General features: G+C 42.2%; 10 protein-coding genes and 1 pseudogene. 8 read left to right on the top strand and 3 right to left on the bottom strand.

What is annotated here, in order from left to right; genetic code table 11:
• The first annotated feature begins 541 nt into the window (after positions 1 to 541).
• Together RMY00_RS02235 and RMY00_RS02230 are read left to right on the top strand one after the other, a co-directional pair.
• Complete coding sequence (locus RMY00_RS02235) at positions 542 to 1,231, top strand: DUF4142 domain-containing protein (protein ID WP_322645997.1); 690 nt, start codon at positions 542 to 544, stop codon at positions 1,229 to 1,231.
• Positions 1,232 to 1,483: 252 nt separating this feature from the next.
• A complete protein-coding gene (locus RMY00_RS02230) occupies positions 1,484 to 2,800 on the top strand; it encodes a Gfo/Idh/MocA family oxidoreductase (RefSeq protein WP_322645996.1) in 1,317 nt (438 codons plus the stop codon).
• 40 nt (positions 2,801 to 2,840) lie between these two features.
• Here RMY00_RS02230 and hpnK read toward each other — a convergent pair whose 3' ends face one another.
• From hpnK to hpnJ, 3 genes are all read right to left on the bottom strand, one after another.
• Positions 2,841 to 3,734 carry a hopanoid biosynthesis-associated protein HpnK gene (gene hpnK / locus RMY00_RS02225; RefSeq protein WP_322645995.1) on the bottom strand — a complete coding sequence of 298 codons (894 nt, stop codon included), beginning with the start codon at positions 3,732 to 3,734 and terminating at the stop codon, positions 2,841 to 2,843.
• Between the two features lie 12 nt (positions 3,735 to 3,746).
• Positions 3,747 to 4,607, bottom strand: a complete 861-nt coding sequence (locus tag RMY00_RS02220; RefSeq protein ID WP_322645994.1) for a ferritin-like domain-containing protein — start codon at positions 4,605 to 4,607, stop codon at positions 3,747 to 3,749.
• 205 nt (positions 4,608 to 4,812) lie between these two features.
• Entirely contained in the window at positions 4,813 to 6,267 is a 1,455-nt protein-coding gene (gene hpnJ, locus RMY00_RS02215) for a hopanoid biosynthesis associated radical SAM protein HpnJ (RefSeq protein ID WP_322645993.1), read from the bottom strand.
• Positions 6,268 to 6,468: 201 nt separating this feature from the next.
• On the opposite strand from hpnJ, the gene RMY00_RS02210 reads away from it, so the two are divergent.
• The 6 genes and pseudogenes from RMY00_RS02210 to RMY00_RS02185 all read left to right on the top strand — a co-directional run bounded on the left by RMY00_RS02210 (position 6,469) and on the right by RMY00_RS02185 (position 13,710).
• Positions 6,469 to 8,088: a cyclic peptide export ABC transporter gene (locus RMY00_RS02210; RefSeq protein WP_322645992.1), complete on the top strand. Its 1,620-nt coding sequence runs from the start codon at positions 6,469 to 6,471 to the stop codon at positions 8,086 to 8,088.
• Positions 8,089 to 8,151: 63 nt separating this feature from the next.
• Complete coding sequence (gene hpnI, locus RMY00_RS02205; RefSeq protein ID WP_322645991.1) at positions 8,152 to 9,366, top strand: bacteriohopanetetrol glucosamine biosynthesis glycosyltransferase HpnI; 1,215 nt, start codon at positions 8,152 to 8,154, stop codon at positions 9,364 to 9,366.
• 238 nt (positions 9,367 to 9,604) lie between these two features.
• Positions 9,605 to 9,814: a hypothetical protein gene (locus tag RMY00_RS02200; protein WP_322645990.1), complete on the top strand. Its 210-nt coding sequence runs from the start codon at positions 9,605 to 9,607 to the stop codon at positions 9,812 to 9,814.
• 63 nt (positions 9,815 to 9,877) lie between these two features.
• Positions 9,878 to 11,542 carry an FAD-dependent oxidoreductase gene (locus RMY00_RS02195; protein WP_322645989.1) on the top strand — a complete coding sequence of 555 codons (1,665 nt, stop codon included), beginning with the start codon at positions 9,878 to 9,880 and terminating at the stop codon, positions 11,540 to 11,542.
• Between the two features lie 18 nt (positions 11,543 to 11,560).
• Entirely contained in the window at positions 11,561 to 12,952 is a 1,392-nt protein-coding gene (locus RMY00_RS02190) for an ATP-binding protein (RefSeq protein ID WP_322645988.1), read from the top strand.
• Between the two features lie 56 nt (positions 12,953 to 13,008).
• Positions 13,009 to 13,710: pseudogene (locus tag RMY00_RS02185) on the top strand (serine/threonine protein kinase).
• Positions 13,711 to 14,046 lie beyond the last annotated feature (336 nt).

Raw genomic sequence — 14,046 nt, 5'->3', positions numbered from 1 at the left:
GTACTGTCTGAAAGCCACCACTGTTTGTTTGAGAAGTTATCAAAAAATAATAGCTAAAAAGCTTATGCAGCAATAGTTTCAATCTATCTTTTCTAAGAGTGTTAGCGTGGTGAACAAATTATGCTTCTTACCGCTTGAGCTTGCATTATGAATGCATCTTGCGGAGTAGGTTTCAAAACACACCTTAGTTAGAGTCTCTGTGTCAGATTGCCGTGATAATATACGGCTTATTCCTGTTGTTGCTTGTAGGAGACAATTATGAAAAATCTAATTGTTGATTACTGCTAAGTCTATCGATTGGAAGATGTATTTATCCTCAAAACCTTAATGTTTTAGAGAGGTATTAACAGGCTTCAACCAGATGATATCTCTGCATTTAATCGGGAAATGTTGAATCTGTTTGTACAATTCATCCCGACGGAATTTAGATCACATTAACTTAGCTTTGTTTGTAATTTGTGATTTCAACTCGTCATCAGCATTATCGATCGCTAGGCTTCTGCATTCTAATATACAGCTTGATCTAAGGAAAAAATTAATTATGTCCAACTTCAAAATCCTCTCTAGTGGTTTAGTTGCGATCGCCTTATCTCTGGCGACTGGTTGCACACCAACTACTCCCCATGATCAAACTACATCGCAAGCTCCATCTGCTGTGCCTGTACAAGGGACTGAGACTGCATCCCCGACTACATCCCCGACTGCATCACCAACTACATCACCAACTCCATCAGGGCAAAATAACCTCAGTTCTTTAGACAGAAAGTTCATGACTGAAGCCGCTCAAGATGGTTTAGCAGAAGTCCAACTAGGACAACTAGCATCACAGCGTGGAACCACTGATGCCGTAAAACAGTTTGGACAGCGTATGGTTCAAGATCATACCCAGGTAAATAATCAACTCAAACAGTTAGCGGCTCAAAAAAATGTCACGTTACCAACTACTATCGGTAGCACAAATCAGAAAGCCCTGCGACGCTTATTTGCACTTTCTGGTGCTAAATTTAATCGCGAATATATAAAACAGATGCTTCAAGGTCATGAAAAAGATGTCTCCGCATTTCAGAATGAAGCTCAAAAAGGACAAGATCCAGATGTGAAAGCATTTGCGGCTCAAGCGCTACCAACCCTCCAAGAACATCTGCAACAGGTTCGTGCCATTGCTAATCCTGGAAGTTCAACTAGCACCCCAACTCCAACCAGCACTCCAACTTCAACTAGTACTCCGTAGGTAATACAGTTCAGTTAAACATTTCTTCTTTTCTTTTGCGTCCACGGCGCGTACTGTTACAAAAAAGCAAGCTACGCGTAGCATTTCTAAGAGTTGGCGGTAGCCTACGGCAAGTCCTTTTACGTCTTTGTTAGCTGATGCATTGGCATTGTCAGCCAATGCATTGGCATTGCAGGGTATTACCAAATTTAATTTGCTAAAAATTGCTGTACTAAGTCCGAAATTTGATCATTTCATTATTAATAAACCACAATGCCTGAATTCTTTAAAGGAAAATTTTTTCGTCGTCAAATACTGACTACTGCTGGGTTAGGAGCTATTTCAGCCGCCGCACTTGGTAGTATGGACGAAGAAGTTGCTGCTCAAGAGCCAACTGTGCAAGCCACTCCACGCGGAGGTGAGTTACCGCCTCAGATTCAGTTTCCGCCTATCTCAGAAAAGACTGAGGTCGATACAGGTGGGCCTCCGACTGCACTGCCACCAGAGCGACGCTTGGGATTTGCGATCGTTGGACTGGGTAGACTGGCATTGGAAGAAATTATGCCTGCGTTTGCAGAATGTAAACTAGCAAAGCCAACTGCATTAGTTAGTAGTGATGCTGCCAAAGCCAATCAAGTTGCACAGCAGTACGGCATCAAACCGCAGAACGTTTACAACTATCAGAATTACGATAATCTTCGCAATAATCCTGACGTTGATGTGATTTATATTGTACTGCCCAACAGTATGCATCGGGAATATACAGTACGTGGTGCAAAAGCTGGAAAGCATATTCTGTGTGAAAAACCAATGGCAACCACAGTAGAAGATTGTCAGCAGATGATTGATGCCTGCAAACAAGCGAACCGCAAGCTGATGATTGCTTATCGTTGCCAATATGAGCCGCACCATCGCGCCATGATTGGGATGATCCGCAGTAAAGAATTAGGAACTGTGAAGGTGATTCAGGCAGATAACGGACAAAACCAGGGAGGTGACTTAAACCAGTGGCGATTGAAACGCGCCTTAGCTGGAGGCGGATCTTTACCAGATGTCGGAATTTATTGCTTGAATGCAACTCGCTATTTGACAGGAGAGGAACCGATCGCAATTAGCGCCCAAATCTTCAGTACTCCTGGCGATCCGCGTTTCAAAGAAGTAGAAGAAAGTGTCACCTTCCAGCTGCGGTTTCCCAGTGGGATACTAGGGATTTGCTCCACTAGCTACGGTTTTCACGAAGGGCGTCGGTTTCGCGTCTTCGGCTCTGATGCTTGGGGACAACTCGATCCGGCGTTCTCCTACAACGGTTTGCGGATGATGGTTTCACGCAAATTACCAACAAACAGCATGGCAGAAAACATTAGCGAAGTGCGGATAGGTGAGAAGAACCAGTTCGCTTTAGAAATCGATCACATGGCAGATTGTGTGATTCAGAATAAACAACCCCATACGCCTGGTGAAGAAGGTTTGCAAGACCAAAAACTGATCGCGTTGATTTACGAAGCTGCACAAACAGGCAAAACGATCGCTCTACCTCGTGTGTCGGGATTGGATACCACTCGTGGCCCTGTTCCTCGAAAGCTGAATTGACGGCGATTCTAGCGGTTGTCTTAGCGGGGGATAAATCCATTTAGATGCTACGCTGGGATAGGAAATGGTGGTTGGTAATTTCAAAGCCGTTACTAAGGAGTGCCTCGCGTACGCGATCGCTTAACAAGGCAGCAAGTTCTGCTTCACCTGCTCCTAGTGTTTCATTTGAAGGATCGCTATGAATAGCGTTAGCGTAGCCCGCCGTAGGCATCGCTGGATGAGAGTAAATCTCTACTAAGTCTGCCTGGATTTGGGGTATCAACCCAAGTAAGTATTCCTCTGTAATACCACCAGTTTGCAATAAACCGTAAACTCTTTGGGTAAATTTAATCCCTTTGGACTCTAGTATTCTTTCGCCATAGCGGCGTAGTCTGCCAAATACTCCTGACCAAACTAGCTTTGTGAGTAAATTACTGCGATTAACTCTAAGGGTCAACCCCAATTCTTCACTTGGCAGCCGAATTACTTTAATATCAAATTCTGGTGCTAGCTCAACTAAAATACGCAAAACTATTGGATGGATATGCAAATGCAAATGTCCATCTACATGAGAAAGAGGCAAACCAGTAGAACGGAATTTTTCTAACTGGGCGCGAATTTCTTGTCGCAGTTCTTGATGGGTTTCCTTGATAAATTGATACCGCAACCCAGCCAGGAACGGACTGTTAGAAAAGTTACCTTCTTTGTCAACTAAATGAGGAATTTGCTCTGGCGGTAGCACAGAACGTCCACATATTAAGACGAGATGTAACCCAACAGCCAGGTTTGGGTGGGAATTTGCCAAGGCGACAGCCTCTTTTGCAGCATCAGCGCTCACCATCAGGCTGGTGCTAGTTAGCACTCCTTGTTTGTGTGCTTTAATAATTGCTTGATTAACTCCTTGAGAAAAACCAAAGTCATCACCATTAATGATGGCGAATCGCTGTGCTGGCATAAGTTTCTATTTTTAAGGTTCTGATAATTGAGCTAATGAGCGAGATTGACGCCGAGGTAAGAGTCTGAGAGTAGCTAAGGCCATTTTGGCCAGGTTTGGTACAAGCTGCGGTTGGAGTAATTCTTTGTCAAATACCCCAAGTCGTCGGCTGTTTTCTTTCAAGCAAGTAGATAACAATAACTCTGGGGTTAAATTATCTATAAAGTTGCTAGCGCCGGTAGCTGTAAAACCCTCTTGTTGTTCCTCGTTAGAACCACTAAAGGCTGTAATCTTATCTTTTAAGGCTCTGCTGTAATGGATAAGAGCATTAATTCCCCGTAACCAATTACTTTTGCCCTCCTGAATTTGCAAGTAAGTAACCCAATTAATGAAGAACATGATATGACGGGCTTCTTCATCTAGAACCTTGTCGAAGATATCAAATAATGCTTCTGGGATGTAGTTGACATGACGGCGAGCGAGTCCAAACAGGCCAAAGGCTAAAAAAGAGTCAAGACATTCACCAAAACCAAAGTCAAGGAAGGCTGTTTTGATATTACTAGGAAGTACAGGTGCAGGAGGTGGAGAAATTTGAATATCGTACCGATCAATCAGAAATTTCATGAGTCTCCCATGACGAACTTCTTCCATACCTTGTAGAGCGATCGCATCTTTTAATAAAGGGTCGCTAATTGTAGCTGCGAAAGCGTTCACCATCACTCCTGCTTCTTGTTCTGTATTGAGTGCTTCTCTCCAAAAAGGAATATTACGCAAGCTTTCGAGAGTTACACTGTCTAGAGTCGGCCAAGGGAGGTGTGCTGGCTCGTACTCTAAGTGACTTTCAATAAAGCTACGGCAAAAAAGTTCTTTGTGTTCTTTGCTTCCTATTTTCATGGCTTTTTTGATAAGTATTCGGACAGAATTAATTACATGATGTAATTGCGATCGCAATTACTGTAAATATTTATGTTCATTTACTTATTTGGCTGGGTTGTCGTCAATTCCTCCACAAAAATAACCATTAACAATTCAAGATTCAAAATTGGTAACTGATGCTATATGTAATGCTTATGCTTTAAAAGCCTTGAATTTACAATCATTAACTAACAACGACTGATGCTGCTTTTGCAGTTGCTTGGGTGCGACGATCTTTCAAGTAAGAGAAAAATTCCCGCCCTTCACGTAGGCGACGAACTAACATTTGGGGATCAGTGAGCATTTCAGTGACAATTGGGATAATCGCTCTGGGACGGAAGTAGAACTTCCGATACATCTTCTCAACAGCGTCTTCAATCTCAGCACTAGAAAGATTTGGATATTGCAGTGTAGACATTTGAATTCCAGAACTAGCAACTAAGGAATTGTTACTAAACCAATTATTTTCTTGTGCTTGACGATAAAGTTCTGTTCCGGGATAAGGGGCGGCGATGGAAACTTGAATTGTATGAGGACTAATATCGCAAGCAAAGCGGACTGTTTCTTCGATTGTTTGTTGAGTTTCATCGGGTAAACCAATGATAAATGTACCGTGTACGGTAATGCCGAGTTTATGACAATTTTCCATAAACTTCCGCGCTACTTCCAGTTTGATTCCTTTCTTAATTCCATCCAAAATTTGCTGATTGCCAGATTCAAATCCGACTAAAAGTAGACGTAAGCCATTATCGCGTAGTTTTTTCAGGGTGTCATAGTCGAGATTGGCACGGGCGTTGCAACTCCAAGTCAGTTTGAGTCGGCGCATGTGTTCGCTAATTGCGATCGCTCGATGTTTGTCAATGGTAAAGGTGTCGTCATCAAACATATATTCTCGCACCTTGTCGCCAAAGAGCGCCTTAGCTTCTTCCATTTCGCGCCCGACGGCTTCCGGGCTTTTAGTGCGGTATAGGTGTCCACCAATTGTTTGTGGCCAAAGGCAGAAGGTACATTTTGCCGGACAGCCCCTCCCAGTGTAAAAGGAAATGTATGGATGCAGTAAGTAGCCAATAAAGTATTTGGTAATATCCAAATCACGATGATAAATCGGCAATACACTGGGCAGAGAATCCCAATCGTGAATTAAGGGGCGGTCTTCATTATGATGTATATTACCCTGGCGATCGCGGTAACTTAGACCTGTAATTTCTTGCCAAGACTTCCCTTCTGCTAGTTCTTTGCAGGTATAGTCGAATTCATGACGACACACAAAGTCAATGATTGGGTTTTCAGCCAGCGTCTGCTCTGGTAACACTGCTACGTGCGCTCCAATGAAGCCAATCTTGATATTAGGGTTTTGAGCTTTGATTGTCTCGGCGCACTTCACATCATTAGGTAGCGAAGGCGTGCTAGTGTGCATGATAATTAGCTCGTAATCTTGAGCAATTTCGATTACATCTTCTACTGTTTGATCGTGTGGTGGTGCATCTATTAGCTTGCTACCAGGCACAAGTGCTGCTGGTTGCGCCAGCCATGTCGGATACCAGAAGGAAGTAATTTCGCGCTTGGCTTGGTATCGTGAACCGGCTCCCCCATCAAATCCATCGAAGGAAGGAGGACTGAGAAATAAAGTTTTTTTCACAAGTATATTTCCTCAATATATAATTCTACGCACAGTGTACGAGACGCTGGGCGAATCCGTTATCAGTGTAATTGTAATTAGCTTACCGTGATCTTTCAGAAGTTTTGAACTGTGAGGATGGAAAATTCACCCTAGAAGCGCAACCTAAATTGATTTGCAATAACTATCTTGAAAATGGGGCATGGGGCATAGGCATCTATCATGAATTTGATTTACTTTCTTTTGCGTTCTTCTTGGGGGATGGTAGCGATCGCGATCGCTACTGGATTTTTGAGTGGCGGTAGTAGTGCTGGCTTGATTGCCTTAATTAGCCATGCTGCAAGTAGCAGTGGTGGTTCTCGTCTCACATCCATCATTTGGGGTTTTGCGGGGCTGGCGATAGTTGTATTAATTACTAGTATTATTTCTCAAGTGATGCTGATTCACCTTTCCCAAAATGCAGTTTTGCAATTACGGATGCGTTTGAGTCGGCAAATTCTCACTTCTGAGTTGACTCATCTAGAAGGGTTAGGGAATCCTCGATTATTGGCAACTCTCACAGAAGATATTCAGGCGGTTGCTAATGCTGTTTATCAGATGCCTTTTATCTTTATTAATTTAGCTATCGTTCTGGGGTGCATAGCATATATAACCTGGCTTTCTTGGTTAGTATTGGTGCTAGTTTGTGGTATTTCAATAGTAGCGATCGCTAGTTGTCAATGGCTACTCAACAGAGGAGAGAAATTGCTGGCTTTAGCTCGTGAAGATGAAGATCAACTGTTTAAACATTTTCGCACTATTACCGAAGGAGTTAAAGAACTCAAACTAAACCACAGGCGGCGTGAAGATTTTTTAGAAGGAAAACTTCACCCAACTGCTAACAAGTTCCGCCATCACAATGTTAAAGGTCTAACCCTATTTGCCACAACTTCTAGTTGGGGACAACTCGTATTCTTTTTTGCCCTCGGTTTTGTGATGTTCGTGTTGCCTAATCTGCTCACTATCAATGCCGAAACCCTCTCTGGCTACATTTTGACCTTTACTTACTTGGTGTTACCAATGGATAACATCATCAGCAAACTTCCCCTATTGAGTCAAGCCAGTATTGCCTGGAAAAAAATTGAGTCATTGGGTTTATCTCTAGCTAGCCGAACTGAAATATCCACTGTTTCACTTGCAATTAAATCTAATTGGCATAGCTTAACATTTAAAAATGTTACTCACAGCTACTATACAGTTGAAGAAGACAATAGCTTTATTTTTGGCCCCATCGACCTGACACTATATCCTCAAGAATTAGTTTTTATTATCGGCGGTAATGGTAGCGGTAAATCTACATTAGTCAAACTAATTACCGGACTTTATATCCCTAACAACGGCGAGATTTGGTTTGATGACAACTTAATTAACGAAACGAATCGAGAATGGTATCGTCAGCATTTTTCCGTTGTATTTTCCGACTTTTATTTATTTGAAGAACTTCTCGGATTACAAAATTCTTACTTGGATGCTCAAGCTAAAAAATATTTACAAAAATTGCAACTAGACCATAAGGTAAAAGTTGAAAATGGTCAACTTTCTACCACTGCTCTTTCTCAAGGACAACGGAAACGACTAGCTTTACTCACAGCATACTTGGAAGATCGACCAATTTATCTATTTGATGAATGGGCTGCTGATCAAGATCCAGTATTCAAAGAAATATTCTATACTCAACTTCTACCAGAACTGCGATCGCGGGGGAAAACAGTACTGGTAATTAGCCACGATGATCGCTATTTTCATTTAGCAGATCGAATTATCAAACTTGACTATGGAAAAATAGAATACGACAAAACTTAATATACTAGCACTGAATTTATTTATATTCCCACAAAACTTATTTAAAAGATAGGTCTAATAACCATGTTTGTATCTAACTTTTTAAGAATTCTTCATTTGATTACCATTGACTCTCTCATAATTTTGTGCATATTCTCTGTTTGCTTTTATTGCTATGCAATTTATGCAGCAATAACCTTTTTTAATCATTCCCAGCCAACAGATTCAGAGTTTCATCCACCTGTTAGTATCCTCAAACCTCTTTGCGGAGTTGATAGCGATGCTTATGAAAACCTAGCTTCATTTTGTCAGCAGGACTATCCAAAGTATCAAATCATCTTTGCTGTGCGAAATTCTCAAGACCCTTGCATAGAGGTTGTAGAGAAAATCATCCATAATTATTCAGATTTGGATATTCTCCTAATAGTAAGCGATCGCGTCATCGGTACAAACCTCAAAGTTAGCAACTTGGCAAATGCCTCAGCCAAAGCTAAATACGAAATTTTAGTCCTTGCTGATAGTGACATCCGAGTTGGAACAGACTATTTGCAAAGAGTTATCCAGCCGTTGCAAGATAAAAGCGTCGGTGTCGTTACCTGTATGTATCGATCCTTAGCTCAAGGATGGGTATCAACATTGGAGGCTATTGGTACTACTACTGAGTTTCATGCGGGAGTTTTAGTCAGCAATATCCAGGAAAATGGTATAAAATACGCCTTTGGTTCCACCATTGCCATCTCTAAAAAAGTACTAGAAGCCATCGGTGGATTTGAAGGAATTGCCGATTATCTAGCAGATGATTTCCAACTTGGCTATCTACCTGCTCAAGCAGGTTACAAGGTTGTACTTTCTGACTATGTAGTTGAACATGTACAGACAAGCAACAACTTAGTTGATGCTATCAAGCGTCAAATCCGTTGGGCGCGTGGTAAACGAGTTTCTCGTCCTTGGGGTTATCTAGGACTAATTTTTACCTACGGTGTCGTTACTAGTTTGCTGCTGCTGATTGCTACAGATGGTTCAATACTAGGATGGGTAGGACTATGTATCTGTTGGATAACAAGATTGGTAATGGCTTGGGTCGTTGGTACTATTAGTCTGAAAGATCCAATTGTCAAAAAGTTTCTCTGGCTCATTCCTGGGTACGACTTGTTAAGCTTTATTATTTGGTGTTTTGGCTTTATTGGGAACACTATAGAGTGGCGGGGGCAGCAATTAAAGCTCACTAAAGAGGGAAAGCTACTACAAGAAGACAGAGGTTCTCAATTATCAATTAAGGTTTTGACTAGTAAACTGTAGCGAAAGTGACGTTGCACCCTGTTCCTTGTCTCCTGCGACTATCAAATTCAGCGTTAAAATCCAAAATAGCTTTATGATTTTTATGAGACGCATATTTGAAGTTATTTAGGTCTACTACCAAAAGATTCTCAAGTTTATTCTGGAACATAGTAAATGGTAAATCACCTTTAGGTGATTCGTGTAATGCTGGTATTGAAGGTTCTTTCAGAGTCAAAAAAAGTACAGAGAGATAAAAAATATGGCTGAACATCTATTTCATGACCAACTAAGTTTAGAGGAACAAACAGAAAAACTCGGAAAGCAAGCACTAAGCTTAGGTTTGATTCCCAGCTTTGTAGTGCATTACTTTCCCGATACCTGGATATTTTATATACCTAATGAAAGTCAATCAGAAGCGCTGACACCAGAAGAAGCATACTTTCGTTTAAAACAACTAGTTGAACAGTAGATATTTTGACGACAAGTTTTTGAACATCAGACTAGACACTGCAATTATCAAGTAACAATAGTTATGGCGAAACCTGCAATTTTAACCGTCGATGATGATCCAGAAGTGTTACAAGCGGTGTCAAGAGACTTACGGCATCAGTATGGCGATCGCTTCCGCATTGTCCGGGCAGATTCCGGTATTGCTGCTCTGGACTTGGTGCAGCAACTAAAATTGCGGAATGAAGCAGTTGCTCTATTTTTGGTCGATCAAAGAATGCCCCAAATGGGAGGTGTGGAGTTCCTTGAACAGGCCAAAGGTGTCTTTCCTGATGCAAAACGTGCTTTGCTAACAGCTTATGCAGATACCGATGCAGCGATTAAGTCAATTAATAGTGCCAAACTTGATTACTACTTACTTAAGCCCTGGAACCCGCCAGAAGAGCGACTATATCCGGTTTTGGATGATTTATTAGATGACTGGCTAGCTGGATTTCGCCCACCTTTTGAAGGTATTCGAGTCATTGGTAATCGCTGGTCGCCTTTTTCTCATCAAGTGAAAGACTTCCTAGCGCGTAACCAGATTCCATATAACTGGTTAGATATTGAATTGGAGCCAGAAGCAGCAAAATTAGTAGAATACGCACAAGCTGATGGCAGACAGCAATTGCCCCTGGTACTGTTTCCCGATGGTTCTCGATTAATCCAACCATCTAATTTAGAGATTGCTGCCAAAATTGGATTGCAAACCCAGGCAGAGCGACCTTTCTATGATTTAGCGATCGTGGGTGGTGGGCCTGCCGGACTAGCCGCCGCCGTCTATGGCGCTTCCGAGGGATTGAGTACAGTCTTAATTGAGCGTGAGGCTCCAGGTGGACAAGCAGGCACTAGTTCACGCATTGAGAATTATTTAGGGTTTCCTGTTGGCTTGAGCGGCAGCGATTTGGCCAGGCGGGGAGTCACCCAGGCGCGGCGATTTGGGGTAGAAATTCTCACTCCTCAAATAGTAACCGGAGTTAAGCTGCAAGATCCTTACCGGGTTCTGCAATTAGCGGACGGTAGCGAGATTAGTTGCCATGCACTTTTAGTTGCAACGGGTGTTTCCTACCGTTGGCTAAATGTCCCAGGAGCCGAAAAGCTTACAGGGGCAGGAATTTATTACGGTGCTGCCATGACTGAAGCGATCGCCTGTACCAATGAAGAGGTTTACTTGGTAGGTGGGGCCAATTCTGCCGGACAGGCAGCAATGCACTTTTCTAAGTATGCCAGCAAAGTGATCATGTTAGTACGGGGTGAATCACTCTCATCAAGTATGTCGCAATACTTGATTGACCAAATTGCAGCTACTGCAAATATCAAAGTTTGCACAAATTGCAGCGTCGTGGAAGTGAAGGGAGATGAACATTTAGAAGAAATTGTAATTGCCCATGCCAAGACTGGACATACTGAAACGGTGTCAGCGCGATCGCTTTTTATCTTCATCGGTGCTAGCCCTAAAACTGATTGGCTCGATGGCGTTATTCGGCGCGATACTCAGGGGTTTATCATCACAGGCCCCGACTTGATGCATAATGGCAAATCTCCTCCTGGTTGGCCTTTAGAACGCTCTCCTTTCTTACTAGAATCCAATGTTCCTGGCATATTTGCAGCCGGAGATGTACGCTTTGGCTCAATTAAGCGGGTGGCATCCGGTGTGGGAGAAGGTTCGATTGCTATTCAATTCGTTCACCGCTACCTGAGTAATGTTTAACTAAAAGGAGGCTAATTGATGTTGTGTGTTGAGGAATTAATCAACTTAGACCCGTTTCAACAGCTTCCTAAAGAACAATTGGAGTGGGTTTGCGATCGCGCTCAAACAGTTGAACTTTCCGCCGGAGAAGTGTTGTCCCATGAGGGAGATCCTGTATGTCGCTTATTTATCTTAGTCAAAGGTAAAATCAACATGACCCGCCGCAGTGAAGGAATTGAAATTCCCATCGGGCAACACGAAGCTCCATCCTTTTTTGGTGAAATTCCAGTCCTTACAGATGAACCTGCACCTGTGACAATGCGGGCATTCACAAATTGCCACCTCTATGAAATGAAGGGAGGAGATTTCCGTAAACTGCTGCATGAATGTCGTGATTTTGAGCGGATGGTATTTCGCATTATGCAACGTCGTATGCGGGGGCTAGAGTCTTTTATCCGTGGGCGCGAAAAGATGGCAGCTTTAGGGACACTTGCCGCTGGTCTAGCTCATGAACTTAACAACCCAGCTTCAGCACTGGTTCGGACTTTAGGGGAAATGCCAGCCGCTATCCTAGAGCTACAACGAATGAATTTAGTTTATGGGCAACGTAATGTTGAAGAAGCACATACTCAAAACTGGTTGAAAGTCCGGGATCAGGGTTATGATGCGATTTTAAATAATCGTCTAGATCCGGTAACATTAAGCGATCGCGAAAACGTCTTACTGGAATGGTTAGAAGATTATGGCGTGAACCAGGCATGGAAATTAGCAGAACCTTTAGCAGAAGGTGGGATTGAGGTCGAAACCTTAGATCATCTCATGGAACGTTGGCGCAACGACGACACTGAATTGCGAGAGATGGGATTGCACTGGCTATCGCTCTCGTTTGAAGTCATATCAATGATTAAACATGGTTTGCGAGGAGCTGAGAGAATTTCTGAACTTGTGCAAGCGATGAAGTCATACTCTTACCTCGATCAAGGCGTTCAGCAAGAAGTGAATGTGCATCAAGGTTTAGAAGATACATTGCGATTGTTTGTTCATAAACTCAAATGCGGCATCCAAGTACAACGCAATTACGATCAACATCTTCCTAAAATCCTTGCCTATGGCAGCGAACTCAATCAGGTGTGGACGAACTTAATTGATAACGCCATTGATGCAATGGATGGTAAGGGATTGCTAGAAATTACAACCCACCATTGCGATCACTATGCTCACATTGACATCATCGATTCTGGTAGTGGAATTCCACCTGAAATTCAAACCCGTGTTTTTGAACCCTTCTTCACCACTAAATCAGTGGGGCGTGGTTCAGGACTCGGTTTGGAAACCGTTCGCCGGATTGTAGAAAATCGCCATCACGGTACGCTCTCATTTGAGTCGCAGCCAGGTAGAACTTGTTTCACCATCTGCTTGCCTTTTCTCTAAATCCTGCTTTCTCCATTTGTGCAAAATGATAAATTCTTATTATGAACTTATCTGGTATGGACAAATTGCTCCCAGAACAGTTAGTCAAAAGCATTTATCAGCAACTACTACCTAGATTAAAAATTGAAAGTATCAATCCCCGTAATCCCATTAATGTCAACTATCTTCCACAACCCTGGCGGCTGCTTGGCAAAGGAAATTATGCCGCAGTAGTTTATCATCCCGATTACCCTGAGTATGTAGTTAAAATTTATGCCCCAGGACGACCAGGCTTTGAAGAAGAAGTAGAAGTCTACCGTCGCTTAGGTTCTCATCCGGCATTTTCTGAGTGTTTGTACGCCAAAGATAACTTTCTAATTTTGAAACGGCTTTATGGAACAACTCTGTACGATTGTATGCACTTAGGTTTACCGATTCCCAAGCAGGTAATAAGAGACATTGATGAAGCTCTTGACTATGCTCGACGTTGCTCCCTCCACCCTCATGATGTCCACGGACGTAATGTTATGATGCACCAAGGCAGAGGATTAGTTGTAGACATCTCAGATTTTTTACATCTTGAAGCCTGCTCAAAGTGGAATGACTTGAAGAAGGCTTATTACTGGTTATATCTCCCCGTGTTATGCCCACTTTGACTCCGTGTGCCATACTCTACCTTAGATATAATCCGCAAATCTTATCGTCTGGCAACCTCTTTCAAAACTTCCTATTGTCAACTAATTCTAAGATTAACTCGTTTTAAATATTTAAAACGTTAGGCTAATTTATTCTTGCAAACATTAAGTATTCCTTTGCCACAAAGTGAATACAAAATGGTATTTAACCCTCTCGCTATTGCTTCGAGTTTAAGCGGATAAATCTATCCCTTGACAAGAAAGCTTCTACAATTACTTGTGTGGTGATCACAGGAATAAAGTCTATGTTCGGTTTTTTGGTTTTATAGTTGTTATTTAATTATCAGAAAAGCTCCAGAAATGAGCGTGCATACCAAAGCGAATATAACTGCGTGTTCCACTTTACTACTAATAATATTTATCGCAATTGCAATCAAAAATATAAACAAAAAAATTAATACTTTTAAAACATTTTCTGAT

This window comes from Nostoc sp. ChiVER01 (genome assembly GCF_034531155.1).
GTDB lineage: Bacteria > Cyanobacteriota > Cyanobacteriia > Cyanobacteriales > Nostocaceae > Nostoc.
This window is presented reverse-complemented; position numbering and strand designations above follow the sequence as displayed.

Excerpts from the sequence above, each read along its gene's own strand:
- RMY00_RS02235 (WP_322645997.1), top strand. The coding sequence starts at position 542 with ATGTCCAACTTCAAAATCCTCTCTAGTGGTTTAGTTGCGATCGCCTTA.
- RMY00_RS02230 (WP_322645996.1), top strand. The coding sequence starts at position 1,484 with ATGCCTGAATTCTTTAAAGGAAAATTTTTTCGTCGTCAAATACTGACT.
- hpnK (WP_322645995.1), bottom strand. The coding sequence starts at position 3,734 with ATGCCAGCACAGCGATTCGCCATCATTAATGGTGATGACTTTGGTTTT.
- RMY00_RS02220 (WP_322645994.1), bottom strand. The coding sequence starts at position 4,607 with ATGAAAATAGGAAGCAAAGAACACAAAGAACTTTTTTGCCGTAGCTTT.
- RMY00_RS02210 (WP_322645992.1), top strand. The coding sequence starts at position 6,469 with ATGAATTTGATTTACTTTCTTTTGCGTTCTTCTTGGGGGATGGTAGCG.
- hpnI (WP_322645991.1), top strand. The coding sequence starts at position 8,152 with ATGTTTGTATCTAACTTTTTAAGAATTCTTCATTTGATTACCATTGAC.
- RMY00_RS02200 (WP_322645990.1), top strand. The coding sequence starts at position 9,605 with ATGGCTGAACATCTATTTCATGACCAACTAAGTTTAGAGGAACAAACA.
- RMY00_RS02195 (WP_322645989.1), top strand. The coding sequence starts at position 9,878 with ATGGCGAAACCTGCAATTTTAACCGTCGATGATGATCCAGAAGTGTTA.
- RMY00_RS02190 (WP_322645988.1), top strand. The coding sequence starts at position 11,561 with ATGTTGTGTGTTGAGGAATTAATCAACTTAGACCCGTTTCAACAGCTT.